A 25,505-nucleotide genomic window follows, 5' to 3' on the forward strand; every position below is an offset into this window, starting at 1 on the left:
GCCGCATTGATCGAACGCAAACGGCTGTATCGCGCGGCACGCCCGCGCTGACTTTGTAACGGCTCGCGCGAAATCTCAAAACTGAAATCCTGTTTCGGAAAATTGTCCCGCCAATGACTTCCGCACCCGATTCGCGCCTTCCTGAAGACGCTCCGCGAGATAAAGACGGCGGCGCCGACGAAGTGACGGCGCTCGCGCGCGGCCTTGCCGTCCTGCGCTGCGTCGCGGCCGCCGACGCGCCGCTCAGCAACCGCGAACTGACCGAACTGACGGGCATTCCCAAGCCCACGCTTTCGCGCCTCACGGGCACGCTCGTGAGCACGGGCTTTCTCGCCCGGCTGCCCGACAGCGAACGCTTCGTGCTCACTTCGTCGGTGCTCGAGCTGTCCAACGGCTTCCTGCGCAACGCCGACATCCGCAGCCGGGCGCGGCCGTTTCTCACGCGGCTGGCCGAGCGCACCGCGCTCTCGGTGCACCTGACCGTGCGCGACCGTCTGGACATGGTCGTGATCGACGCGATCCGCCCGCGCACCGCCGTGCTCGTCACGCGCCTCGAGGTCGGCTCGCGCATCGACATGGGCCGCACCGCCGTCGGACGCGCCTACCTCGCCGCGCTCGACCCGCACGCGCGCGCGGAACTCACCGCCGCGCTGCAGACTTCGACCGGCAACGACTGGGGCGTCTTCGGCAGCCGTCTCGACGCCGCGCTCGCCGAGACCGCCGCCCACGGCTACGGGCTCGCGATCGGCGAATGGTACGAAGGGCTCAACGCCATCGCCACGGCGTTCGCGGGTCCCAACGGCGAGATCTACGCCATCAACTGCGGCGGCGCCGCGCAGCAGTGCCCGCGCGAGTGGCTCGTCAGCCACGTCGTGCCGCTGATGCGCGAATGCGTTGCGCACGTCGTCGACGAAATCGGCGGCGCCCTGCGCCTGCCTCACGCGACCTGACAACACGAGCGGCTGCGCCTTACAAAAAGCACTCGAAGGGTGTAACGCTCGTAACGTCTCGAAAGAAACGGCACTGGACTGTAACGAAGGGGGCAACGTAGCATCATGCTTTTTGGCGGCAAGGGCCAGCCGCGCCGCCGCCCTTCGCCCATTACGCCAGCCAGCCGCCAGCGACGCCGTCCATGCCCGTGAGCGCATGGCGCGGCACCCGGGCCGCAGCGCGGCGCGTCCTGACATCTTGCTAGCGCACGGCCTGGGTGGCATCGGCGCGCGCCGTTGCGCCGGCGCCATGCGCTGCGGCGCGCTTGTGCGAGCGCTTCGCGGCCGGCCCCCTGTAGTGAGCTCCGCCAAGAGCCTTCGAGAACCCCGCTTCGAGAACCTGTTACCGACCTGACCGATGGATCAACAAGAAAAGCGCCCGGATTCCCCCCGTAAAGACACGACGCCGCAGTCCCCCGCTCCGGTCGCCGCGAGGCGCGGCAAGGGCAAGTTCATCGCACTGGGTGTGGTCATCGTGATCACCGGCATCGTGCTCGCGCGCTGGCAGCCGTGGAACAAGGCGCTCTCGGGCGGCAACGCCGCACCGGCGGCCGGCGCGCACGCGCGGCGCGGCGGTCCGGGCGCCATGGCCAACATGCCGCAGCCCGTGAGCGTGGCGACGGCGAAGGCCGGCGACATGCCCATCGTCATCACCGCGCTCGGCACGGTCACGCCGCTTGCCGACATCACGGTGCGCACGCAACTATCCGGCACGCTTCAGGACGTGTACTTCCAGGAAGGCCAGATGGTGAAAAAGGGCGACGTGCTCGCCCAGATCGACCCGCGCCCCTACCAGATCTCGCTCGCCAACGCCGAAGGCCAGCTCGCGCGCGACCAGGCGCTGCTCGCCACGGCGCGCCTCGACCTCAAGCGCTACCAGACGCTGCTCTCGCAAGACTCGATCGCGAGCCAGCAGGTCGACACCCAGGCCTCGCTCGTCAAGCAATATGAGGGCACCGTCAAGTCCGATCAGGCCAGCGTCGATACCTACAAGCTCGACCTGACCTATGCGCGCATCACGGCGCCCGTCTCGGGCCGCGTGGGCCTGCGCCAGGTCGATCCGGGCAACTACGTGACGCCCAGCGACACCAACGGCATCGTCGTGCTCACGCAGCTCGAGCCGATCAGCGTGATCTTCACGACTTCGGAGGACAACCTGCCCCCCATCATGAAGCAGCTGCGCGCGGGCACGAAAATGTCGGTCACGGCCTACGACCGCAGCAACACGACGCTGCTCGAAGCCGGCTCGCTCCAGACCATCGACAACCAGATCGACACCACCACGGGCACCGTCAAGCTGCGCGCGAGCTTCACGAACCATGAGCAGGGGCTCTTTCCGAACCAGTTCGTGAACGCGCGCCTGCTCGTCGATACGATCCACGACGCCGTGATCGTGCCCACTTCGGCCGTGCTCAACGGCTCGCAGGGGCAGTACGTCTATGTCGCGAAGCCCGACAACACGGTGACGGTGCGGCTCGTGAAGGTCGGCCCCGTCGATGCCGAACGCACCAGCATCGCCTCGGGCCTCACCGTGGGCGAGCGCGTCGTGACCGACGGCTCCGACCGTCTGCGCGAAGGCGCGAAGATCACGATTCCCGCCGAGCATCCGCAACACGCTAAGGGAGCGTCGGGAGCGTCGGGAGCCGCGGGCGCGCAAGGCGCATCAGGGGCCGGCGCGGCCTCGGGCGCGCGTCATGGCCATCGCCACGCCTCGCAGACGCAAGCCCAGTAAGCCAGCATGAATCCATCCCGCGCCTTTATCCTGCGGCCGGTCGGCACGGCGCTGCTCATGGCGGCGATCATGCTGGTCGGTCTCGTCGCGCTGCGCTTTCTGCCGCTTTCCGCGCTGCCTGAAGTCGATTACCCGACCATCCAGGTGCAGACCTTCTACCCGGGGGCGAGTCCGGACGTGATGACGTCCTCGGTCACGGCGCCGCTCGAACGTCAATTCGGGCAGATGCCGTCGCTCAACCAGATGTCGTCGCAGAGTTCGGCGGGCTCCTCGGTCATCACGCTCCAGTTCAGCCTCGACCTGCCGCTCGACGTGGCCGAACAGGAAGTGCAGGCCGCCATCAACGCGGCCGGCAACCTGCTGCCCTCGGACCTGCCCGCGCCGCCGATCTACGCCAAGGTCAACCCCGCCGACGCGCCGATCCTCACGCTCGCGATCACCTCGAAGACGCTGCCGCTCACGCAGATCCAGGATCTCGCCGACACCCGCCTCGCGCAGAAAATCTCGCAGGTGGCGGGCGTGGGCCTCGTGAGCCTCTCGGGCGGCCAGCGCCCTGCCGTGCGCATCCAGGCGAATCCGCGCGCGCTCGCGGCCTACGGCCTGAACCTCGACGACCTGCGCACGAGCATTTCGAACCTGAACGTCAACACGCCCAAGGGCAACTTCGACGGCCCCACGCGCGCCTACACGATCAACGCGAACGACCAGCTGACCGACGCCGACGCCTACAAGGACGCGGTAATCGCCTACCGCAACGGCCGCCCCGTCATGCTCACCGACGTCGCGAACATCGTGCAGGGCGCGGAGAACACCAAGCTCGGCGCGTGGGCCGACGGCACCCCCGCGATCATCCTGAACGTGCAGCGCCAGCCGGGCGCGAACGTGATCCAGGTGGTGGACAGCATCAAGGCGCTCCTGCCGCAACTGCAGGAATCGCTGCCCTCTTCGCTCGACGTGCAGATCGTCACCGACCGCACCACCACGATCCGCGCCTCGGTGCGCGACGTGCAGTTCGAGCTGCTGATGTCGGTGGTGCTCGTGGTGCTCGTGATGTACCTGTTCCTCGCGAACATCTACGCCACGATCATTCCGAGCCTTTCGGTGCCGCTATCGCTGATCGGCACGCTCGCGGTCATGTACCTGTGCGGCTTCTCGCTCGACAACCTGTCGTTGATGGCGCTCACCATCGCGACCGGTTTCGTGGTGGACGACGCCATCGTCATGATCGAGAACATCGCGCGCTACGTGGAGGCGGGCGACACCCCGCTCGAAGCGGCGCTTAAGGGCAGCAAGCAGATCGGCTTCACCATCATCTCGCTGACGGTGTCGCTGATCGCCGTGCTGATTCCGCTGCTGTTCATGGGCGACGTGGTGGGCCGCCTGTTCCACGAATTCGCCATCACGCTCGCGGTGACGATCGTGATCTCGGCCGTGGTCTCGCTCACGCTCGTGCCGATGATGTGCGCGAAAATGCTGCGCCACACGCCGCCGCCCGAAAGCCACCGCTTCGAGGCGCGCGTGCATGCGTTCTTCGACTATGTGATCGGCCGCTACGGCGTGGCGCTCGAATGGGTGCTCGCACGCCAGCGCCTCACAATGATCGTGTTCCTCATCACACTCGTGCTCACCGGCATTCTCTACGCGATCGTGCCCAAGGGTTTCTTCCCCGTGCAGGACACGGGCGTGATCCAGGCCATCACCCAGATGCCGCAATCGGTGTCGTATGCGTCGATGGCCGAGCGCCAGCAGGCGCTCGCCGTGGAGATTCTCAAGAACGAGAACGTCGAGAGCCTCACCTCGTTCATCGGCGTGGACGGCACCAATATCACGCTCAACAGCGGCCGCATGCTCATCAACCTGAAGCCGCGCGACGACCGCAGCGAAACGGCGAGCGAGATCATCCGCGACCTGCAAACGAGTGTGGCCCACGTGCCGGGCGCGACGCTCTACATGCAGCCGGTGCAGGACCTCACGATCGACTCGACGGTGAGCCCCACGCAGTATCAGTTCATGCTCACCACGCCGAACATCCAGGACTTCACGACCTGGGTGCCGAAGCTCGTGCAGCGCCTGAAGCAACTGCCCGAACTCGCGGATGTGGCGACCGACCTGCAGGACCAGGGCAGCTCGGTGTTCATCGAGATCGACCGCGCGAGCGCCGCGCGCTACGGCATCACGCCCGCGACGGTGGATAACGCGCTCTACGACGCCTACGGCCAGCGCATCATCTCGACGATCTTCACGCAGTCGAACCAGTACCGCGTGATTCTGGAAGCCGATCCGGTTCTGCAGCACTACACCGACGCGCTGAATTCGATCTACCTGCCCTCCTCGACCTCGAGCACGGGCCAGGTGCCGCTCTCGGCCATCGCGAAGTTCCACGAGCGGCCCGCGCCGCTGCTCGTCACGCATCTCTCGCAGTTCCCGGCCACGACGATCTCGTTCAACCTGGCTCAGGGCGCCTCGCTCGGCGCGGCGGTGAAGGCGATCGAGCAGGCGGAAAAAGACATCGGCCTGCCGGGCTCGTTCCAGACCCGCTTCCAGGGCGCCGCGCTCGCGTTCCAGGCGTCGCTGTCCAACGAGCTGTTCCTGATCCTCGCGGCCATCGTCACGATGTATATCGTGCTCGGCGTGCTGTACGAGAGCTTCGTGCACCCGATCACGATTCTCTCGACGCTGCCGTCGGCCGGGATCGGCGCTTTGCTCGCGCTGATCCTGACCGGGCACGACCTCGACATCATCGGCATCATCGGCATCGTGCTCTTGATCGGCATCGTGAAGAAGAACGCCATCATGATGATCGACTTCGCGCTCGAGGCCGAGCGCCACGAAGGCAAGCCGCCGCGCGAGGCGATCTACCAGGCGTGTCTGCTGCGCTTCCGGCCGATCATGATGACGACGATGGCGGCGCTGCTCGGCGCCGTGCCGCTGATCCTCGGCTACGGCGCGGGCAGCGAGCTGCGCCGGCCGCTCGGCATCGCGATTGCGGGCGGCCTGATCGTGAGCCAGGCGCTCACGCTCTTCACGACGCCGGTGATCTACCTCGCGTTCGACCGGATCGCGCAGCGTCTGCGCCAGCGCTTTGGCGGCGGTTCGCACGGCGCGGCGTCGTCTTCGTCGGAGAGCTGACGCGATGAATCTCTCGCGCCCGTTCATCTCGCGCCCCGTCGCGACCACGCTGCTCGCCGTCGGCATCGCGCTGGCCGGCCTCTTCGCGTTCACGAAGCTGCCGGTCGCGCCCTTGCCGCAGGTGGACTTTCCGACCATCTCCGTGCAGGCCACCTTGCCGGGCGCAAGCCCCGAAACGGTGGCAACCAGCGTGGCGAGCCCGCTGGAGCGGCATCTGGGCTCGATCGCCGACGTCTCGGAGATGACCTCGCAAAGCTCGGTGGGCAGCACGCGCATCACGCTGCAATTCGGCCTGAACCGCGACATCGACGGTGCGGCGCGCGACGTGCAGGCGGCGATCAACGCCGCGCGCGCGGACCTGCCCACGAGCCTGCGGCAGAACCCGACCTACCACAAGGTCAACCCGGCCGACGCGCCGATTCTGATTCTCGCGCTCACCTCGCCCACGTTGAGCGCGGGCCAGCTCTACGACTCGGCGGCGACGGTGCTGCAGCAGTCGCTCTCGCAGGTGGACGGCGTGGGCGAAGTCGACGTGAGCGGCTCGGCCAATCCGGCCGTGCGCGTGGAGCTGGAGCCGCATGCGCTCTTTCACTACGGCATCGGCCTCGAGGACGTGCGCGCCGCGCTCGCCTCGGCCAACGCGAACAGCCCCAAGGGCGATATCGAATTCGGTCCGCAGCGCTTTCAGCTCTACACCAATGACCAGGCGAGCAAGGCGAGCCAGTACAAGGACCTCGTGATCGCCTACCGCAACGGCGCGGGCGTGAAGCTCTCCGACGTGGGCGAAGTGGTCGATTCGGTGGAAGACCTGCGCAACATCGGACTCGCCAACGGCAAGCGTTCCGTGCTCGTGATCCTCTACCGCCAGCCGGGCGCGAACATCATCGAGACCGTGGACCGCGTGATCGCCATGCTGCCGCAGCTCAAGGCGTCGCTGCCCGCCGACGTCGAGGTGATCCCGACGTCCGACCGCTCGGTCACGATCCGCTCCTCGCTCAAGGACACCGAGCGCACGCTCATCATCGCCGTGGCGCTCGTCGTGATGGTGGTGTTCCTGTTCCTGCGCAACTGGCGCGCGACGCTCATTCCGAGCGTGGCCGTGCCCATCTCGATCATCGGCACCTTCGCGGCCATGTACCTGATGGGCTTTTCGCTCGACAACCTCTCGCTGATGGCGCTCACCATCGCGACCGGCTTCGTCGTCGACGACGCCATCGTCGTGCTCGAGAACATCTCGCGGCATATCGAAAACGGCGTGCCGCGCATGAAGGCGGCGCTGCTCGGCGCGCGCGAAGTGGGCTTCACGGTGCTCTCGATCAGCGTCTCGCTCGTCGCCGTGTTCCTGCCTATTTTGCTGATGGGCGGCATCGTCGGGCGCCTGTTCCGCGAGTTCGCGCTCACGCTCTCGCTCGCCATTGCGGTGTCGCTCGCTGTATCGCTCACGCTCACGCCGATGATGTGCTCGCGCCTGCTCGAAGAAGCGCACGAGAAGAAGGAAGAAGGCCGCTTCGCGCAGTGGCTCGAGCGCGGCTTCCAGCGCATGCAGGGCGGCTACGAGCGCACGCTCGGCTGGGCGCTGGCGCATCCGTTCGTCATCCTGCTCACGCTCGTCGCGACCATCGCGCTGAACGTCGCGCTCTACGTGATCGTGCCCAAGGGCTTCTTCCCGCAGCAGGACACGGGGCGTCTGATCGGCGGCATCCAGGCCGACCAGTCCACCTCGTTCCAGGCGATGAAGGTGAAGTTCGCAGAGATGATGCGCATCGTGCAGGCGAACCCGGCGGTGGAATCAGTCGCGGGATTCTCGGGCGGGCGCGCGACCAACTCGGGCTTCATGTTCGTCTCGCTCAAGCCCAAGAGCGAGCGCAAGATTTCCGCCGACGAAGTGATCGCGCAACTGCGCGGGCCGCTCTCGAACGTGGCGGGCGCGCGCACCTTCCTGCAAGCGGTGCAGGATATTCGCGTGGGCGGCCGGCAGTCGAACGCGCAGTACCAGTTCACGCTGCTCGCGGACAACACCGCCGACCTCTACAAGTGGGGGCCGAAGCTCACCGAGGCGCTGCAGGCGCGCCCCGAACTCGCCGACGTGAATTCGGACCAGCAGCAAGGCGGCCTCGAATCGATGATCAACATCGACCGGCAGAGCGCCGCGCGGCTGAACATCACGCCCTCGCAGATCGACAACACGCTCTACGACGCGTTCGGCCAGCGCCAGGTCTCGACGATCTACAACCCGCTCAACCAGTACCACGTGGTGATGGAAGTCGCGCCGAAGTACTGGCAGAGCCCGACCATGCTCAACGAGATATGGGTGAGCACCTCGGGCGGCACGGCGAGCGGCGCGCAGAGCACCAACGCGACGGCGGGCACGGTGACGGGCCCCACCACCGCCAAGACGGGCGGCACGGCCGCCACCACGGCGTCGAGCGCCGCGGCCATCGCAGCCGACTCCGCGCGCAACCTCGCGACCAACTCGCTCGCCGCGAGCGGCAAGTCGAGCGCGTCGTCGGGCGCGGCTGTGTCCACGTCGAAGGAAACGATGGTGCCGCTCTCGTCGATCGCCTCGTTCGGCCCCGGCACGACGCCGCTTTCGGTGAATCACCAGAGCCAGTTCGTGGCCTCGACGATCTCGTTCAACCTGCCGCCCGGCAAATCGCTCTCCGACGCCACCCAGGCGATCTACGACACGATGGGCGAGATCGGCATGCCCGCGACGATCCACGGCAGCTTCCAGGGCACGGCGCAGGCGTTCCAGCAATCGCTGGACAACCAGCCGCTGCTGATTCTCGCGGCGCTCGCGGCCGTGTATATCGTGTTGGGCATTCTGTACGAGAGCTATATCCACCCGCTCACGATTCTCTCCACCCTGCCCTCGGCGGGCGTGGGCGCGCTGCTCGCGCTGCTGCTCTTCAAGACGGAGTTCAGCATCATCGCGCTGATCGGCGTGATTCTGCTGATCGGCATTGTGAAGAAGAACGCGATCATGATGGTGGACTTCGCGATCCAGGCCTCGCGTGAGGGGCTGAGTTCGCGCGACGCGATTCACCAGGCCTGCCTGCTGCGCTTCCGGCCGATCATGATGACGACCTGCGCGGCGCTGCTCGGCGCGCTGCCGCTCGCGTTCGGGCGCGGCGAAGGTGCGGAGTTGCGCGCGCCGCTCGGTATCTCGATCGTGGGCGGGCTGATCGTGAGCCAGATGCTCACGCTCTATACGACGCCGGTGGTGTACCTGTACATGGACCGGCTGCGCGTGTGGTGGGATGCGAAGCGCGGGCGCGCGGCGCCCGCGGCGCAAGTGGAGTGAGCGAGCGCTCCCGCAGTAGAAGACGGCTGAAGCGTGGCTTCAGCCGTTTTTTTATGCGCGTGCCTGGCGAGGCCGCGGGTGGCGCAAATGCGCAGGCAGGCAACGCACGATCAGGTGCAACACGAGCGGCACGATGATGCCGTCGTCCACGACACCGGCGACCGGCATCGCGATATTGAACGGGTCGAGCGCATAGAGCGCGAGCAGCGCCGTGGCGGGCACGAGCCACACGGGACGCCCCGGCTGGCGCAGCGCGTGCCACAGCACGCGCGCATCGCCCTTCACCACATGCCATAGCAACGCGATACGTTTCATCTGCTTTCTCCTTGCGGCTGGCGCGATCGATGCGATCGATGCGCTCGCCGACTCAATGCTGCTCGTGACCCGGTGCGTCCGAGCGCGAGGTCCTGATCACGAGCCCATCCGGCGCGAAATGGGCGTTGAACATGCCGTCCCCCGCCACACCGCCTTCGGCCCAGTGCCAGCTCCATACTTCCTCGTGGCTCAGCGCATATTTTGCTACCGTGGCCGGCTTGCCGAGCAGGCGCCGCACTTCGTCCTGCGTCATGCCGGGCACGACCTGAGCGATATTCTGCGCCGTCAGCGCCTGGGTCATCGCCACGAGCTTGCCGTCCGCGTCGAAGTCGAGCATCCACGTGGTGAGGCCGTTGGGCCCGCGCGGGTATTCGAGGCGCTGCGCGCCGTCGTCGTCCTCCCACACCATTTCGGGCTTGCCCGCCTGCCGGCGCACGTCCTCGACCGTCGACACGCCAATGCGCAGGCCGCCGAACGCCATCGAATCGGGCTTGATCGCGTTGACGGCGTCGGCGACCTTTTGCTGGTCGCACGCCGCGAGCAGCGTGGCGCAGACAGCGATCAACGCCGCCGCGATCCAGGGTTTTCGTGACATATCCAGTCTGCGTTGCCGGGAAGTAGTTGGGACAGCGCTGCGCCCGGATCGTTCAGCGCCGCCGCCGCGCTCAGAGTTTTTGCGCAATCGCCAGCGTGAAAATACGCGCCCAGCGCTTCGCTTCGCGCTCGCTTGGCATCGGCAATTGCCAGAGCGGGCGCTTCGGGTCGGCCACTCGCAGCGCCACGTGCCAGCCGTTGGCATCGCGCGCCGCCTGGGCGCCTTGCAGGTCGGCGAAGATATACGCGCCATGCGCGCCGCCCTGCGTCAGCTCGCAGAAGCGCTTGCCCGCCGCGAGACGGGCCTCGCCCCAGGCACCGGCCACGCGGTGTGTCCAGTCGCCTTCGCCGCGCATATTGGGCGCCACGTCGCGCATCCGGCGCCACACCCAGGCGATGAGCGCGGCGAACAACGCTGCGGCAACCACCGCTGCGCCCACGGCAACGCCCGTGCCGAAGTGCGCCGCGATGGCGTTGAAGGACCAGTACGCGCCGTAGACGAGCGCGGCAAAGGCAAGTAGAACGACGACGATCGGCATGCGAGGGATCCGTGCGGCGGGAGAGAAAAACCAGGGGCGAAACGCGGAGGGACGACTGGGACAGATCGCGACGAGGCCCGCGCGCGTGGCGGGCCCCATGGCTTACTACGTTTGCGATAACTTGCGATCCCTACTGCTGCGGATGCTGCGCGGCCCACTCCTTCAAGGCGCGCAACGTGTTACTCACGTGCTGGTCCGGCGACAGGCTCGTGTATTCGTAGATGATCTTGCCGTCCGGCGCGATCACATACGACACGCGATTGGCCATCGACTCGTGCAGCGGCATCGACGCGTCGTACGACTTGATGATCTTCGAGTCTTCGTCGGCGGCAACCGGGAACTTGCTGCGGCACTCGCTCACCGAAAACTTCGTGAGCGTGTCGATGTTGTCGTGCGAAACGCCGATCACGGTCGCACCGTACTGCTTGTACTGATCGACCGCTTCAGCGAATTCGTGCGCCTCGATCGTGCAGCCCTTCGTGAACGCAGCCGGATAGAAGTACACCACCACTGGCCCCTTCTTGAGCTCCGAAGCGAGCGAATAGGTGTAGGTCTTGCCGCCCAGCGATGCCTGGGTCGTGAAGTCGGGGGCGGAATCGCCTGGCTTGAGCGTTGCCTGCGCAGACAGCGTAAAGAGCGCAAGCCCGGCGCAGACGAGCGCCGCGGCTCCCGCCGCAAAGAACCTCGGTTTCATGTCAAATGCCCTCGAGTTGAATCGCCACGCCGGCGCGCGTTTTGCCCGCGGGTCTTGCCCATCATGCAAATGAGACGCATGACGCCGCGACGATACCGATATTGGATCACACAATTGCGGCACTCGCAGCGCGTCCCCCGGGCGCAAACCTGACAAGCTGTATTCAACCCTCGGCATAAGCCGTGAACCACGCGCCGGCCCACAGGTTCAACTCGCCGAGCAGCGGCGGCGTGAGCGCATTGAACATGCCCCCCGCCTCGCGCGCGAGGCGCTGCGCGCCGTCGTGATCGCCGCGCTCGGCCGCGGTCGCGATGCGCAGCAGCGTACCGAGCTCGCCGCGATGACCGTCGACGGCCTCGACGATCTCGCGTGCAAGGCCGAGACGATCGAGCGTGTGCTCGGGCGTCGAGCCGACCAGCACGTGCACGAGCGAGAAGATGCCGGTCATGAAGGCGGCATCGGCAAAATCGGGGTCCTGCGGGCTCAGGCTGCGCGCGGCAAGTTCCATGAAATGCGAGCGCGTGCCCGCGAGCTGCACGAGCGGGTCCGAGCCCCAGGGCAGGTCGCGTCCGCTCGCGTAGAGCAGCAGTTGCGCCCAGCGCGCGATCTGGCGCGTGCCCGCCGCGAGCACCGCTTCGCGCAGCGACGAAATCGGCCGCCCCGGTGAGTACGCGCTCGAATTGACGAGACGCAACAGTTGCACCACTACGCCGGGGTGGCTGCGCAGTTCGCGCTCGAGTTCAGCCGTGCCGACGTCGTTGGCGACCAGCGCGAGCAGGCGCACGAGCGCGAGGCGCGACGCGCGCACGCGCGGCGCGCGCAGCACCTGCGGGCGCGCGAAGAAGTAGCCCTGAAACAGCTCGAAGCCGAGCGACGAGGCCAGCTCGAAGTCCTCGCCCGTCTCGACCTTCTCGGCGATCAGCGTCTTGCCGTGCGCGGCGAGGCTCGCGACGAGCCCAGGCAATGCCGCGCGCTCGGTTTGCAGCAGGTCGACCTTGATGATGTCCGCGTAGGGCAACGCGCGCAGCAGGTTCTCCGTGATCTCGCACACGTCGTCGAAGGCAATGCGGTAGCCGGCGCGCCGCAGTTGCGCGAGACGCTCCAGCACCGCGGCGTCGAAGCGCACGTGTTCGAGCACCTCCAGCACGAAGCGGCCCGGCGGCAGCAGATGCACGATGTCGTCGAACAGCAACTCGCGGCTGATATTGACATAGCCGTAGTGACGGCCAAGCACCGCGGGCACGCCGAGCTGGCCGATCGTGCGCGTCATCACCTGGGCCGTGGCGAGCGCGTCGTCGTCGACGTCCGCGCGGTTCTGCGCGCCGCCGCGGAACAGCAGCTCATAGGCGTTGAGCGCGCCATTGCGATCGAGAATAGGCTGCCGCCCGAGATAGACGAACGGCTGCGGACCCGTTGATGACCCGGTAGCAAGGTCCGGTTGTGAAGCTGACGGCATAGAAGGCGCGGAACCAGGGGTGCCCCTGCCCGCATCGTCTCGCGCAGCCTCGCTTGCCGGCGCGGCAAACGCTGACGATGAATCGGACATGGCGGATGACTCGTACGGATGGAATGGCCGGTAATGGCCGCCGACGCGCCGGGCCGCCCCTGCGGCCCGCAAGACGGGCGCTTCACGCGCGCCGACCCATCGCGCATGGCGAACGGCGTCTCGACCGGCGCCACTTTAACCGAATCTGGACGCCACCGCACCGATCTCCCGTCACGTTTATGCGTTAGGTGTTTTTTCGGTCGCCGCGGCTAAAGATTTCCCGTCCCGGGTCGATAACTTGCTCTGATGGGCGGCTTCAGACGGACGTGGAAACCGGCCGGGATGCCACAGACAAACAAAGGGTTGCCAGCGACAGACATGGAAGCGAACAGGATCTCCGCGCCCCGCGAGGGCTGGTTGCGCACGGTCGTCGACCGGTTTTACGCGCTTGCCGGCCTCAAGGGCGTTGCCGGCGACCCGCCCATGCCTGGCGACGCGAACGCCTCACATGCCGCGCAGGCGCAGAGCGCGGCGCGCGCAGCCGAAACAGCCGACGACAAAGCCGCCGCGCCGCTCGTGCCCCCCTCGCCTCCCGCCGCCGAACCCGACTACGCCGACGCCGTTTCGCTATCGTTCGAGAACACGGCCGCCGCGGTGGACTTCCTCGTGCACGTGGACGCGAGGCTGCACTTTCTCTACGTCTCCGACGCGAGCCTGCGCTTCGCGGGATATCACCGCGAGTTCCTGCTCGGCGCGACGCTCGCCGACATCGTCACCCCCGAGCATCACGAGCGCCTCGAGGCGCTGATCGCGCGCGCCGCGCACAGCGGCGCCGTGGAAAAGGACACCATCGACCTCGTCAAGGCGCTCACCTACCCGCTTCCCGTGGAGCTGCGCGTGCAGCGCGCCCAGTATGGCGAGACGACCGGCTTCGCCGTGGCGGGCTTCGACGTCTCCGGCTGGCAGGGCACCGAGGCCGCGCTCACCCACGCGCTCCATCACGATCCGCTCACCGGTCTGCCCAACCAGACCGCGCTCGCGCCCGAGCTGCAGCGCGCCCAGGCCGACGCGGACCATTTCGGCGTGCCGGTGGCGCTGCTGCTGCTCGACCTCGACGACTATCAGCGCGTGAACCGCGCGCTCGGCTACGACGCCGGCGACGAGCTGCTGCGCGAGACCGCGCGGCGCCTCACCCACCTCGCGCTGCAGGGCGAGATGATCGCGCGCATCGGCAGCGACGAGTTCGCCATCCTGATCACGCCGCAACGCCACGCCGCGCCCGACGAAGTGCGCGCCGCCGCCGAAGCGCTCGGCCGCCGCCTGCTCACCTCCATCCTGCAGCCGTACTCGTTTCGCAACCAGCCCGTGCACCTTTCGGCGAGCATCGGCATTGCCTTCCATCCCGACCAGCGCCCGGACGCCTCCGGGGCGGGCGAGGGCGAGGCCGATGCCAGCGCCGACACCACGCCGCTCATCCGCCGCGCGGACCAGGCGCTCCAGCAGGCCAAGGCGATCGGCGGCAACACGCTGACGTTGCACGTGCCCGTCGACGATCCCACCGACGCCATACGCCTGAAGCTGGAGTCGGACCTCTACGACGGTGTGCGCAACGGCGAATTCTCGCTACACTTCCAGCCCATCACGAGCAGCGCTTCGCGCGGCGTGGTCGGCGTGGAGGCATTGATCCGCTGGCAACATCCATTGCACGGTCTCGTGCCGCCATCAACGTTTATTCCGCTTGCGGAATCCGTCGGCCTGATTAATTATCTCGGCAACTGGGTTTTGAAGGCTGCCTGTATGCAACTGACCCAATGGGACGAGCAAGGCATCGAGCTGCAGTACGTCGCGGTCAATGTCTCGCCCCAGCAGTTCCGTAATCCGCGGTTCAGGGAAAGTGTCGAGGAGGCGATCGAGCTCACCGGAGTCGATCCGGGCCGGCTGGTGTTCGAGATCACCGAAAGCCTGCTCATGCACGATCCGCAGCATGCGAAAACGCTGCTCGAAGAGCTCACCTCGCTTGGCATTCGCTTCGCGGTGGACGACTTCGGCACGGGGTATTCGAGTCTGGCGTATCTGCAGCGCTTCCCGCTCTCGAAGCTGAAGATCGATCGAAGCTTCGTCGAGAACCTCATCACTTCGCGCAACGATCAGGCGATCGTCAACGCGGTGGTGGGGCTCGCGCGTACGCTCGATCTCGAGCTCGTGGCAGAGGGCGTGGAGACGGAGGCGCAGCGCGAGCTGCTGACGAACATGGGTTGCGAGCATATCCAGGGATGGCTCGTCTGCAAGGCGCTGCCTTCAGAAGAATTGCAGCAGCGCTTCGTTTCGGGTGCGTTGCACGTGCACGAGGTGCAATGATGCGGGCATCGCAAACAGCAGGGCTTTCGCGAAATTGACATGGTTCAGATGGTAAAGGCCGTCCTGCTAGACCGCTTGTGGGCCCGCATGAATGAACGCGGGGACTTCCCCTTGCTGTCGCAATCGCTGCGTACCACAGTCGCGGCGATGACCAACGACGATTACGATTTCAGCGCGCTCGTGAAGGTCGTGCTCTCGGATTTCGCGCTCACGCAGAAGGTGCTGCGTCTCGCGAATTCGGCCATGTACATGGCGTTCGGCGGCAACATCACGACCGTCACGCGCGCGCTGATGGTCCTCGGCATGGACGCGGTCGGCCATCTCGTCGTCGGCCTGAAGATCGTCGATCACTTTCACCACAGCGCGCCGCGTCGCATCGACGCCAAGCTCGAACTGAACCGCACCATGCTCTCGGGCTGCGTCGCACGCAAGCTCACCGAGCACGGCGACCTGCGCGCGGGCGAAGAGGCCGTGGTCTGCACGCTCATGCGCCAGGTGGGCAAGCTGCTCGTGGTGTTCTATCTCGAGCCCGAGTGGGACCAGATCCGCCGCGAGATCGACGAAGGCGCGAGCGACGACGAGGCCTGCCTCGAAGTGCTCGGCGTGACCTTCGAAGAGCTCGGCCTCGAAGCCGCCACGCGCTGGCGCCTGCCCGACACGATCCGTGCAGGCATGCGCCAGTACGACCCGGCCGACAAGGAACCGCGCGACGTGCAGTGGCTGCGCGCCATCACCAACTATTCGACGGAAGTCGCGCGCGTGCTGACCACGCAGGGCCTCTCCGAAGAGATGCGCGAGACGCATATCGCCGAGCTGGCGCAGCACTACGGCCGCGCGCTCTCGACCGATGCCGACGTGCTCGTGCAGATGAGCCTCGCGCTTGCGCGCGAAGAAGCCGAAGACGGCGTCATGCGCGAGATCGTCGAATTGCGCGCCAATGCCGACGCCATCGCTCGCGAAGCGCTCGATCCCGAGGCGCGCATTGCGGCCGGCGTCGAGGACCTGCGCGCATTGCCGGCGGACAGCGCGCTGAGCACCGCCCTCACGCTCGCGACCGAAACCGTGCTCGCGGGCCTGGGTTTCGCCCGCAGCGTGGTATTCGTGCGACGCGGGGCGAACATGTTCGAGGCGCAGCACGGCTTCGGCCCGCACATGGGCGACGTGCTGCCCAAGCTCGCGTTTTCCGCCGCGTTCCAGCCCGACGTGTTTCACCTCGCCATCGCGAACAAGGTCGGCATTTTCATCGAGAATGCGCGCGATGCGAAGATACTCGCGCGCCTGCCCGGGTGGTATCGCTCGAGCTTCGACGACGCGCGCGCGTTCGTCCTGCTGCCCGTGGGCGCGCCTGGCGTCGAGCCCGTGGCGCTGATGTACGGCGACTGGCTCGTGACCCAGGAGCCACGCCGCATTTCACAGAAAGAGATGAGCGCGCTGAACGATCTCGCGCAGCAGCTCGCGCGCTTCTTCACCCACGTACCGCTAACCGCCTGACTCCGACTGAGTCACGACTGAGCGCGGCGCCGCATGGCTTTGCGGCACCGCCCCGCCCGCTCAATCCTCGATCCGCTCCAGCCCCTCGTCTTCCGCGTCTCGGCCGGACGTGCCCGCCCATTCCGCGGCCGTGAGCGAGATCGCCGCGACCGTCGCGGCATCGAGCGGCTCGAGTTCCGCGCACAGCGCATCCACGCGGGCCCAGTCCGCACGCTCCACCGCCTCGGAAAGTTCGAGCAGCCGCCCAAGCGCGCCCTCGCGCTTCACGATCGCCGTGCGGATCGGCTTGGCGAGCGTGAGCACTTCGAGCGTGCTTTCGAGGGGTCCGCCGAACACCGCCTCGACGAACGAGAACACGCCCACGAGGAACGCCGCGTCTTCCTCTTCGAGGTGCGCGTGGGCAAGCTGAGTCACCGCGATTTCCATGAAGCGCGCACGCGTGGCCACGAGTTGCAGCAGCGGGTCGTCTTCGGCGGCGATCTTGCGGCCGTCCGCGTAGAGCAGCAACTGCGTCCAGCGCGCGATCGCGTTGGTGCCGGTCGCATTGATCGCCTCGCGCAGCGTCGTCACCTTGCGGCCGATGTTCATGCTGCCCGAGTTGGCAAGCCGCATCAGATGCATCACGAGCACGGGGTTGAGCTTCAGCTCCGCTTCGAGCTGCGCGACGGTGGGCTCGGCCGCGAGCAGATGCAGCAGGTTCAGCAGCGCCTGGCGCGGCGCGCTCGAGCGGCGCGCGCCACCGTGCGGTTTCGCGAAGAAGTAGCCCTGGAAGCGGTCGAAACCGAGCTCGTGCGCGCGCTGATAGTCGGCCTGGGTCTCGACGCCCATGGCCACGAGAAGCTTGCCCGCCGCCTTCATCACGCTCGCGAACTTCGGCAGCACCGCGGGCGCGATCTCGCGGATATCGATCTTAATGGCGTCCACATACGGCAGTAGTTTCGCGAGCGACTCATCCGCCTTCGACACATGGTCGAGCGCGAAGCGGTAGCGGCGGCGGTGCAGTTCGACGAGCCGCGCGATCAGATCCGCATCCGCGCCGATGTCCACGGGCAACTCGAGCATGACGCGCTCGGGGCTCACGCGCTGCAGACTGTCGTGAAAAAGCGCGTCGCGAGTCATGTCGAGCCAGGCGGGATGGCCCGCGAGCGAGGCGCGCAAGGCGGGTGCGGCGAAGCTTTTGAGGAGCGCGGTGCTAGTGGCGGAAGGCTTGGGCGCGAGGCCCGAGGCCTGGTCTTTGGCGGCCGCTTCGGCCTCTTGTGCGATTTCGGCGCTTTCGCGCCGGTCCACGAGGCGCGGCGACGTCTCGAACGCACAGAGGAGCCCCTCCCGGTCGAGCATCGGCTGGCGCGCGAAATACACGTCGATGGGCGGGCCGGCTTGTTCCGGCGACTGCGTGCTGCCCGCGACTCCCGACATCTGCGGCCGGTCTGCGGCGTTCAAGCTCATGGGGTCCCCCGCGCGGCGCCGCGCGCATGGCGGCGCCCTGGTCTTGTTTCTTGGCATGCCGCAACCGTTTGCGCTTGGCACAGATCGCGCACCCGACGCGGCACTTTCTTGGCTCGATTTTATCCTGGCAAGTAAGGCGCGGAAATGAAGTTCTGCGCAATCCGCGGGATTTTTTTGCAGTTTTTGCAGTGCCACACGCGTCGCTTGCACCGCGTTGCCGCTCGACGCACGAACGATTTGATACGCAATCCGAAGCAAAGACGCGAAAAAAAACCGACCGGCTGGATTTCGCCCAGCCGGTCGGTCTATCGGCGGTACTGGTCGATTACTTGAGCACGACCTTCACGTCGAAATACTTCGCCGCGATGCGGTCGATCGTGCCGTCCGCTTTCAGGTCCTTGAGCGCACCGTTCAGCGCTGCCTTGAGCGCCGCGTCGTTCTTGCGCACACCGTAGCCCACGCCCTCGCCGAGCAGCTTCGCATCAACGACCTGCGGGCCCGCGAACGCGAAAGCCGCGCCCTGCGGCTTGTTCAGGAAGCCCTTGGAAGCGGCTTCGGCGTCCAGAAACGAGGCGTCGAGGCGGCCCGAAACGAGATCCGCGTAGATCTGGTCCTGCGTCGGGTACGGCACGACGTCGACGCCCGCGGGCGCCCACTTCGCTTTCGCGTAGGTCTCCTGGATCGTGCCCTGGAGCACGCCCACGTGCTTGCCCTTGAGCGACTCGGGCGTGGGCTGCAGCGTGCTGCCCTTCTTCGCGATCATCTGGTTCGGGATTGCGTAGATCGGGTCGGTGAAGTCGATGGCCTGGCGGCGCTGGTCCGTGATCGACATGTCGGAATTGATCGCGGCGAACTTGCGCGCCTGCAGCGCCGGAATCAGGCCGTCGAACGAGTTTTCCACCCACACGCACTTTGCCTTGAGCTTCGCGCAGACGGCATTGCCCACGTCGATATCGAAGCCCTGCAGTTCGCCCGCGGGCGACTTCGATTCGAACGGCGCGTACGACGCCTCCACGCCAAAGCGGACTTCCTTGATATCGGCGGCATGTGCGGCCCCTGCCGCGCCTGCCGTCATGGCGCCCGCGCAGAATGCGAGCGTTGCCAGCTTGTTCCAGTTCGTCTTCATCAGTGTCTCTTTCCAGTCAGATTGGGTGCGTCGGCGAAACCCGTTCTTGCAGCTTCATGGTTCGATTCGCGGCTAAAAAACGGCTTCCCGGCGCCGGCACAGGATCGCTGCACCAAAAACACGGCTCAATCGCGCGCACCGTGTGTGGTGCGCCGCAACAACCGCGAGGGCGCGATTGTACCGCGACGGCGCCGGCGCCCCGCCGCGCGGGCGGCAAGCGGCGCAAGGCGCGCCCGCGCGCGGCAGACCGACCACGCAGTGCGTTCGAACATGCAAGTGGGTGTCGTGGATGCGCAAGCGCGTGACAGCGCGTGCGCTCGCGGCTAGCGCTCAGGCGAGCGCGGCGAGCGTCTCGCGGGTCGTATCGACGACGAGCAGGCCCGCGCGCAAGCCCGGCTTCACGCCTGGATTCGGAAACACGATGCGCTCCTCGTCGTGCTGCACCACGTAGCGGTAGGCACCGTCTTCCGCCAGCACCTCGCCGCGCGCGAACGGCGTGAAGTTCGGCACGTCGGCGGCCACGTTGAGCTTGAGGGCCGCGCTCTGCTTCGTGATCTGGCCGATCACCGTGAAGATGCGCGGCATCTGCGCGCCCTTCGGCAACGACAATTCTCCCGCCACGAGACGGCGCACGGCGGCATCGGCGCCGGCGAAGCGAGCCAGATCGTTCTGGCCGAACGGACGCACCTTGCCCAGTTCGAGCGTGCAGGCGAGCGCGCCACACGTCTCCGCCGTAAACGACGACAAGGTCGCGCCCTTCTCGGTGTGGATCAGCACGGCTGCGATGCGCGCGTCGGCGAGCCATTCGAGCATCGCGCGCGCGGGCGGCTCGCCCGTGTGCGGCAGCAGCGCGAACTGCTCGAACGCCGACGCGCGGATCGCCGTGTGCATGTCGAGGTGCCAGCGCGCGAAGGGCGCAGCGGCAGAACCCGCGGCCTTCGCGAAGAAACGCTGCGCCGCCGCTTCGAGCGCCGCGGCGCGCGGCGCCTCGCGGCTCGCCGGCACACGCGCATGGCGGCCGCCGAACAGGCGGTTGAGATCGTCGTCGAGATAACGCTCGCCCGCGCGCATCGCGCCGGCATTGCCGAGCACCGCGAGCACGCGGCAGGCGAGCGGCGAGCGGCCCGCCGCGATGTCGGCCACGAGCTGCGAGAGCAGTTCGATCGGCGCAGTTTCGTCGCCGTGTACGCCTGCCGAAAGCAGCACGCTGCGCGTCGTCTCGTCGACGTGTGCCGGCTCCAGCTCCACCACGCCCTCGTCGAGCCATTGCCAGCGCACGCCGCCCGCGCATTCGCCGCGCGCGGCTTGCGGCGTGGCCGGGCGCGAGCCCGCAAGCGTGTACGCGAGAAAATCCGCAAGCGGGCTATCAGCGCTGGAAGTCATAGAGCGATCCGAGGCCGAGAATCTGCGTGAGTTCGTCGAGCGCCGTGCGCGACTCGACGAGCAGCGCCGGATCGGTCAGGTCCTGCGGCGCGAGCCGGTCGCGATAGTGCCGCTCGATCCAGCCGTCGAGGCGCGTGAAGAGCGCGTCGTTCATCCACACGCCGGGCGCCGTCGCCGCGCGCTCTTGCGCGCTGAGCACCACGCGCAAACGCAGGCACGCCGGGCCGCCGCCGTTCTTCATGCTCTCGCGCAGGTCGAACACGAGCACTTCGTCCACCGGTCCGCTGCTCGCGACCAGTTCGTCGAGATAGATCGCCACGTGCGGATTCTCGCGGCACTCCTGCGGCACGACGAGAATCTGCGTGCCGTCCGCGCGGCTCAGCAACTGGCTGTTGAAGAGATAGGACGACACGGCGTCGCCTACACTCACGCGCGCCTCGGGCACTTCGATCACGTGGAACGGCGCGTCGTGCGCGGCGAGCTTCGTGCGCAGTTCGTCGTAGACCGCCTGCTGGTCGACGAACGCGCGCTCATGGCAAAACAGCGTGCTGCGGTTGCCCACAGCGATCACGTCGTTATGGAACACGCCTGCGTCGATCACGTCCGGATTCTGCTGCGCGAACACCGTGCCGGCATCGGTCAGGCCGTGGCGCTGCGCGATGGCGCGGCTCGCCTCGAACGTCTGCCGCGCCGGGAAGCGCTTGGGCTCCGGTCCGCGGCGGTATTCGCTGCGCCCGTACACGAAGAACTCCACGCCGCGCTCGCCGTACTGTGCGCTAAAACGCGTATGGTTGGCCGCGCCTTCGTCGCCGAGCGCGGGCGTGCCGGGCAGCGCCTCGTGCACGACGAAGTGCGACGGGTCCGCGAACACCGTGGAAAGCGTGCGGCGCGTGGACTCGTGCTCGATCGCCCGATGCAGCTTGCTGCACAGGTTCGCGGGCGTGAAGTGCACGCGCCGGTTGGGCGTATCCGCCGAAGGGCTCACCGTGGCCGCATTCGCGGTCCACATCGCCGACGCGGAGCTTGCCGCCGCGAGCAGTTCGGGCGCGTCCTTCGCGGCGCGCGCGATCGCTTCGGCATCCTTACCGCCGAAGCCCAGCTCGCGCAGCAGCCGCATGGACGGCCGCTCCTGCGGCGGCAGCACGCCTTGTGCGAAGCCGAGGTCGGCGAGCCGCTTCATCTTGCGCAAGCCCTGCTGCGCCGCGGCGCGCGGGTTCGCGACGGACTTCTCGTTACTCTGCGAGGCGACGTTGCCGAACGACAGCCCGGCGTAGTTGTGCGTGGGGCCGACGAGTCCGTCGAAGTTGGCTTCAAGGGTTTGCATCGTCGTTCCTTAGAAGTGAAGACCCGGCGAAACGCTCGCGGGCATCTGCAATTGCGCGCTTTCCACCGAGGCCATCGGGTAGGCGCAGTAGTCGGCGGCGTAGTACGCGCTCGGGCGGTGGTTGCCCGAGCGGCCCGCGCCGCCGAACGGCGCACCGCTCGACGCACCGTTTGTCGGCCGGTTCCAGTTCACCACCCCCGCGCGGATCTCGCGCGTGAAGCGCTGCCACAGCGCTTCGTCGTCGGCGAGCAGACCCGCCGAGAGGCCGTACGCCGTATTGTTGGCCTGCGCGATGGCGTCGTCGAAACCCGCGTAGCGGGTCACCTGCGCGAGCGGCCCGAAGTGCTCCTCGTCGGGCAGATCGGCGACGCCTGTCACGTCGAGGATCGCGGGCGTCACGAAGCCGAGCGCCGGGTCGCGCTGTGTCATCGGCAGCAAGGCGCGTGCGCCGCGGTCGAGCAGTTGCGCCTGGGCACTCATCAGCTTGCCCGCGGCGCGCGCCGAAATCACGGCGCCCATGAAGGGCTGCGGCTCGGCGTCGTACTCGCCCACCGTAATGCGCGAACTGACTTCGACGAAGCGCGCGAGGAAGCGCTCGCCGAATGCGTCAGCGGGTACGAGAATGCGGCGCGCGCACGTGCAGCGCTGCCCCGCCGAAAGGAACGCCGACTGGATCGTGTGATGCACGGCGGCGTCGATATCCTCGACCGGCGCGACGACGAGCGGATTGTTGCCGCCCATCTCCAGCGCGAGCACGATCTCGGGCCGTCCGCCGAACTGGCGATGCAGCAGCGTGCCCGTATCCGAGCTGCCCGTGAAGAAGAGCCCGTCGATCTGTTTGTGATTCGCAAGCGCGATGCCAGTGTCGCGCTCGCCCTGCACGAGGTTGAGCACGCCTGCGGGCAAGCCGGCTTCGCGCCAGAGTTCGACCGTCACGCGTGCCACTTCCGGAGCAAGTTCCGATGGCTTGAACACGACGGCGTTGCCCGCGATCAGCGCCGGCACGATATGCCCGTTAGGCAAATGGCCCGGGAAGTTGTACGGCCCGAACACGGCGACGACGCCATGCGGGCGATGGCGCAGCACCGCCACGCCGTCGGCCATCGGTGCGCGTTTCTCGCCGGTGCGCTCGCTATAAGCGGCGATCGAAATCGCGACCTTCGCGGCCATCGACGCCGCCTCGGTGCGCGCTTCCCAGAGCGGCTTGCCGGTCTCGCGGCCAATGGCCTGGGCGAGCGTTTCCTTCTTTTCGGTGACGAGCGCGGCGAAGCGCTGCACGATCTCGCAGCGCGCTTCGAGCGGCGTTTGCGCCCACGCGGCGAACGCGCGGCGCGCGGCGTTCACGGCGCGATCGACATCGTCGGCGCTCGCGGCATTGCCGCTCCACACGGTCTCGCCCGTGCCGGGGTTGCGCGAAGCGAACGCGGGGCCCGAGGCCGCGCACCATTGTCCATCGATGTAAAGCTCGTTCATGGTCATCCCTGTTTCTGCTTTGTTGCCGGGCCGAGCACGCGCACCGGATCGCCCGCCGCGACGTTCAGCGCCGCCGCTTCCGTGGCGCCCAGCGTGAACACGCCGTCGTGCACGACGCCCGGCGCGAAACCCACGCGAAAATCGCCGAGCGACGTATTGGATACCAGTGAGCGCACGCCCTCTTCGGCATGCGCCTCACCGATCTCGACCGGCACGACCACGCTGTCGCGCACCGTGCGCAAGTCGACGATATGGCATTCGAGCACCGGGCCCGCGTCGAAGATATCGACGTGGTTTTCATAACGCAGCCCCTCGGCTTCGAGCATGCGGCGCGCAGGAATCGTGTCGGCATGCGTGAGGCCGACGCACGCCTGTGCTTCCTCGGGCAGCAGCTCGACGTACACCGGGTAACGCGGCATCAGCTCCGCGAGGAACGACTTGCGCCCGTGCGAGCTGAGGTAATCGGCAGCGTTGAAGTCGATTTGATAGAAGTGCGAACCGACCGCGCGCCAGAACGGCGATGTGCCTTGCGCGTCGAAATGGCCGCGCAATTCCGCGCACAGGCGCTCGGGAAAGCGCTCGCGAAACTGCGCGATGAACATGAAGCGCGAACGCGACAGCAGGCTGCCCACCCCGCCCGTGCGATAGCGCGGCGAAAGAAAGAGCGAGCACACTTCGGCGTAGCCCGTGAGATCGTGCGAGATATTGAGCGCGCGCATGCGCGTCCAGATGCCGAGCTCCTGGCTTGCGTGCACCACCGTGCTCACGCGGTAGTTGTAGAACGGCTGCTCCAGGCCCACGGCCGTTTCGATGCCGCAAACGCCGGCCACGTCGCCCGTGGCCGTGTCTTCCATCACGAAGAAGTAGCCGGCTTCGCGCGGCGCGGCTTCGCCTGCGAGCGTGCGCCGCGCGCGCTCGATGCGCGCCTTGAGCGCCTCGCGGTCGGGCTTGAAGGTGGTGAGGCCGGGCCCCGTTTCCTGGGCGAGCGCGACGAGCGCGTCCACGTCGCCCGTTTGCACGACGCGTACCACGATCATTGTGCATCTCCCATATAAGCATCCTCTGTTTGCGGGGTGGCGCGATACAGCGGCGCGCAGCGCACCGGCTCGCCGTCCTGCACGCCGAGCACGGCGCGCGCGCTCGCGTCGAGCGGCGCGATGATGCCCGCGCCCTTCTCGCTTTCGGGCAGCGTCGCGAGCACGCAGCGGAACTCGCCCGCGCGCTGGCTCGCGACCAGATACGCCGCGCCTTCCAGGTTCGTAGCGCCCGCCGCTTCACGCACCGTGCGCGTCTCGTTGCCGGCGACCGAGGCCGTGCGGTCCACCTGCGCGGTCAGCACCGGGCCCGCATCGAAAATATCGACGTAACGATCCGGCTCGAAGCCCTCTTCCAGATGGATCTCGTAAGCGAGCAAGGCGCTCGGATCGGGCTCGCCGAGCACACGCTGCGCCGGCTCTGGCAGCAGCGGCACATAGAGCGGATAAGCCGGCATGACCTCGGCGATGAAGGTGCGGCTGCGTCCGCCAGAGGCCAGTTCGATGTCCTTGAAGTCGCGCCCGAAGAACTTGCGCCCCACGGCTTCCCAGAAGGGCGAGGCGCCCGTCTCGTCGGTCACGCCGAGCAGCAGCGAGAACACTTCGGGCGTGAAGCGCCGGCGGTTCATCGCGACGTACATCATGCGTGCGCGCGACATGAGATGCGCGGCCGCGTCGCCGCGCAGCGTCGGCTCGATGTAGAAGCCCGCGAGGCGGCTCTTGCCCGTGAGTTCGTGCGACATCGTGAGCGCGTGAATCTTGCGGTTCACGTGCAGCTCGCGCGATGCGTGAATGAGCGCGTCGTTGCGAAACGCGTAGAACGGCTCGGCGTAGCCGGCCGCCGCCACGATGCTCGAGGTGCCGACGAGCCGCCCCGTGGCGGAATCTTCGAGCACGAACAGATAGAACTCCTCACCGGGGAAGTCCACGTCCGCGCGAAACGAATCTTCGGAAAGCGCGATGCGCGCTTCGAGCGCCGCGCGGTCGTGCGGCAGCGAATGCAGCACCGGCTGCGCGGTACGCGCCATGTGGGCGATCGCGTCGAGATCGGAAAGCCTGGCGGGGCGAACGAATAGCATCGTCGGTCC

At 67.3% G+C, this 25,505-nt stretch carries 18 protein-coding genes; 6 read left to right on the forward strand and 12 right to left on the reverse strand.

From position 1 onward, the window contains the following. Positions 1-113 precede the first annotated feature (113 nt). From AB3X98_RS22345 to AB3X98_RS22360, 4 genes are all read left to right on the forward strand, one after another. A complete protein-coding gene (locus AB3X98_RS22345) occupies positions 114-950 on the forward strand; it encodes an IclR family transcriptional regulator (protein ID WP_342945586.1) in 837 nt (278 codons plus the stop codon). A gap of 397 nt (positions 951-1,347) precedes the next feature. Then, entirely contained in the window at positions 1,348-2,721 is a 1,374-nt protein-coding gene (locus AB3X98_RS22350) for an MdtA/MuxA family multidrug efflux RND transporter periplasmic adaptor subunit (protein ID WP_368604086.1), read from the forward strand. A 6-nt stretch (positions 2,722-2,727) separates the two neighbouring features. Next, a complete protein-coding gene (locus tag AB3X98_RS22355; RefSeq protein ID WP_368610315.1) occupies positions 2,728-5,850 on the forward strand; it encodes an MdtB/MuxB family multidrug efflux RND transporter permease subunit in 3,123 nt (1,040 codons plus the stop codon). 4 nt (positions 5,851-5,854) lie between these two features. Beyond that, on the forward strand, positions 5,855-9,154 hold the full coding sequence (locus AB3X98_RS22360) for an efflux RND transporter permease subunit (RefSeq protein ID WP_368610316.1): 3,300 nt from the start codon (positions 5,855-5,857) through the stop codon (positions 9,152-9,154). A 51-nt stretch (positions 9,155-9,205) separates the two neighbouring features. Here the strand turns inward: AB3X98_RS22360 and AB3X98_RS22365 are convergent, their stop codons facing one another. The 5 genes from AB3X98_RS22365 to AB3X98_RS22385 form a co-directional block, all read right to left on the reverse strand. Then, a complete protein-coding gene (locus tag AB3X98_RS22365) occupies positions 9,206-9,469 on the reverse strand; it encodes a hypothetical protein (RefSeq protein ID WP_368604084.1) in 264 nt (87 codons plus the stop codon). Positions 9,470-9,521: 52 nt separating this feature from the next. Next, positions 9,522-10,064, reverse strand: coding sequence for an outer membrane protein assembly factor BamE (gene bamE, locus AB3X98_RS22370; RefSeq protein ID WP_368604083.1), 543 nt, complete (start codon positions 10,062-10,064; stop codon positions 9,522-9,524). A 70-nt stretch (positions 10,065-10,134) separates the two neighbouring features. Further along, positions 10,135-10,602 carry a hypothetical protein gene (locus tag AB3X98_RS22375; protein ID WP_368604082.1) on the reverse strand — a complete coding sequence of 156 codons (468 nt, stop codon included), beginning with the start codon at positions 10,600-10,602 and terminating at the stop codon, positions 10,135-10,137. Between the two features lie 130 nt (positions 10,603-10,732). Continuing rightward, entirely contained in the window at positions 10,733-11,296 is a 564-nt protein-coding gene (locus tag AB3X98_RS22380) for a peroxiredoxin (RefSeq protein ID WP_342945580.1), read from the reverse strand. Between the two features lie 163 nt (positions 11,297-11,459). Further along, a complete protein-coding gene (locus AB3X98_RS22385) occupies positions 11,460-12,752 on the reverse strand; it encodes an EAL and HDOD domain-containing protein (RefSeq protein ID WP_368610317.1) in 1,293 nt (430 codons plus the stop codon). Positions 12,753-13,160: 408 nt separating this feature from the next. Between AB3X98_RS22385 and AB3X98_RS22390 the strand changes: the two genes are divergently transcribed. After that, entirely contained in the window at positions 13,161-15,140 is a 1,980-nt protein-coding gene (locus tag AB3X98_RS22390; RefSeq protein WP_368606957.1) for a putative bifunctional diguanylate cyclase/phosphodiesterase, read from the forward strand. A gap of 48 nt (positions 15,141-15,188) precedes the next feature. Further along, positions 15,189-16,631, forward strand: coding sequence for an HDOD domain-containing protein (locus AB3X98_RS22395; protein WP_342945998.1), 1,443 nt, complete (start codon positions 15,189-15,191; stop codon positions 16,629-16,631). A gap of 60 nt (positions 16,632-16,691) precedes the next feature. Here the strand turns inward: AB3X98_RS22395 and AB3X98_RS22400 are convergent, their stop codons facing one another. The 7 genes from AB3X98_RS22400 to aruF all read right to left on the reverse strand — a co-directional run bounded on the left by AB3X98_RS22400 (position 16,692) and on the right by aruF (position 25,496). Continuing rightward, the gene (locus AB3X98_RS22400) at positions 16,692-18,077 is read right to left on the reverse strand and encodes an EAL and HDOD domain-containing protein (RefSeq protein ID WP_368606958.1); all 1,386 of its coding nucleotides are present in this window, start codon (positions 18,075-18,077) and stop codon (positions 16,692-16,694) included. 325 nt (positions 18,078-18,402) lie between these two features. Continuing rightward, on the reverse strand, positions 18,403-19,203 hold the full coding sequence (locus tag AB3X98_RS22405; protein WP_069267907.1) for an ABC transporter substrate-binding protein: 801 nt from the start codon (positions 19,201-19,203) through the stop codon (positions 18,403-18,405). Between the two features lie 330 nt (positions 19,204-19,533). Further along, positions 19,534-20,586 carry a succinylglutamate desuccinylase gene (astE, locus tag AB3X98_RS22410; RefSeq protein WP_368606959.1) on the reverse strand — a complete coding sequence of 351 codons (1,053 nt, stop codon included), beginning with the start codon at positions 20,584-20,586 and terminating at the stop codon, positions 19,534-19,536. Then, positions 20,570-21,910, reverse strand: coding sequence for an N-succinylarginine dihydrolase (astB, locus tag AB3X98_RS22415; RefSeq protein WP_069267909.1), 1,341 nt, complete (start codon positions 21,908-21,910; stop codon positions 20,570-20,572). Before astB ends, astE begins: the two co-directional genes overlap by 17 nt. A gap of 9 nt (positions 21,911-21,919) precedes the next feature. Then, on the reverse strand, positions 21,920-23,383 hold the full coding sequence (gene astD, locus AB3X98_RS22420) for a succinylglutamate-semialdehyde dehydrogenase (RefSeq protein WP_368606960.1): 1,464 nt from the start codon (positions 23,381-23,383) through the stop codon (positions 21,920-21,922). Positions 23,384-23,385: 2 nt separating this feature from the next. Continuing rightward, on the reverse strand, positions 23,386-24,420 hold the full coding sequence (gene astA, locus AB3X98_RS22425; protein ID WP_368606961.1) for an arginine N-succinyltransferase: 1,035 nt from the start codon (positions 24,418-24,420) through the stop codon (positions 23,386-23,388). Then, on the reverse strand, positions 24,417-25,496 hold the full coding sequence (aruF, locus tag AB3X98_RS22430; protein ID WP_368606962.1) for an arginine/ornithine succinyltransferase subunit alpha: 1,080 nt from the start codon (positions 25,494-25,496) through the stop codon (positions 24,417-24,419). Before aruF ends, astA begins: the two co-directional genes overlap by 4 nt. Positions 25,497-25,505: the final 9 nt, after the last annotated feature.

This window comes from Paraburkholderia sp. BR14312 (assembly GCF_040948675.1).
GTDB classification, from domain to species: Bacteria; Pseudomonadota; Gammaproteobacteria; order Burkholderiales; family Burkholderiaceae; genus Paraburkholderia; species Paraburkholderia nodosa_A.

Bases quoted from the DNA above. Each gene is read 5' to 3' on its own strand.
- AB3X98_RS22395 (WP_342945998.1), top strand. From the start codon at position 15,189: ATGGTAAAGGCCGTCCTGCTAGACCGCTTGTGGGCCCGCATGAATGAA.
- AB3X98_RS22365 (WP_368604084.1), bottom strand. From the start codon at position 9,469: ATGAAACGTATCGCGTTGCTATGGCATGTGGTGAAGGGCGATGCGCGC.
- AB3X98_RS22385 (WP_368610317.1), bottom strand. From the start codon at position 12,752: ATGCCGTCAGCTTCACAACCGGACCTTGCTACCGGGTCATCAACGGGT.
- AB3X98_RS22375 (WP_368604082.1), bottom strand. From the start codon at position 10,602: ATGCCGATCGTCGTCGTTCTACTTGCCTTTGCCGCGCTCGTCTACGGC.
- AB3X98_RS22400 (WP_368606958.1), bottom strand. From the start codon at position 18,077: ATGAGCTTGAACGCCGCAGACCGGCCGCAGATGTCGGGAGTCGCGGGC.
- AB3X98_RS22380 (WP_342945580.1), bottom strand. From the start codon at position 11,296: ATGAAACCGAGGTTCTTTGCGGCGGGAGCCGCGGCGCTCGTCTGCGCC.
- AB3X98_RS22405 (WP_069267907.1), bottom strand. From the start codon at position 19,203: ATGAAGACGAACTGGAACAAGCTGGCAACGCTCGCATTCTGCGCGGGC.
- AB3X98_RS22345 (WP_342945586.1), top strand. From the start codon at position 114: ATGACTTCCGCACCCGATTCGCGCCTTCCTGAAGACGCTCCGCGAGAT.
- AB3X98_RS22355 (WP_368610315.1), top strand. From the start codon at position 2,728: ATGAATCCATCCCGCGCCTTTATCCTGCGGCCGGTCGGCACGGCGCTG.
- bamE (WP_368604083.1), bottom strand. From the start codon at position 10,064: ATGTCACGAAAACCCTGGATCGCGGCGGCGTTGATCGCTGTCTGCGCC.
- AB3X98_RS22390 (WP_368606957.1), top strand. From the start codon at position 13,161: ATGGAAGCGAACAGGATCTCCGCGCCCCGCGAGGGCTGGTTGCGCACG.
- astD (WP_368606960.1), bottom strand. From the start codon at position 23,383: ATGAACGAGCTTTACATCGATGGACAATGGTGCGCGGCCTCGGGCCCC.
- AB3X98_RS22350 (WP_368604086.1), top strand. From the start codon at position 1,348: ATGGATCAACAAGAAAAGCGCCCGGATTCCCCCCGTAAAGACACGACG.
- AB3X98_RS22360 (WP_368610316.1), top strand. From the start codon at position 5,855: ATGAATCTCTCGCGCCCGTTCATCTCGCGCCCCGTCGCGACCACGCTG.
- aruF (WP_368606962.1), bottom strand. From the start codon at position 25,496: ATGCTATTCGTTCGCCCCGCCAGGCTTTCCGATCTCGACGCGATCGCC.
- astB (WP_069267909.1), bottom strand. From the start codon at position 21,910: ATGCAAACCCTTGAAGCCAACTTCGACGGACTCGTCGGCCCCACGCAC.
- astA (WP_368606961.1), bottom strand. From the start codon at position 24,420: ATGATCGTGGTACGCGTCGTGCAAACGGGCGACGTGGACGCGCTCGTC.
- astE (WP_368606959.1), bottom strand. From the start codon at position 20,586: ATGACTTCCAGCGCTGATAGCCCGCTTGCGGATTTTCTCGCGTACACG.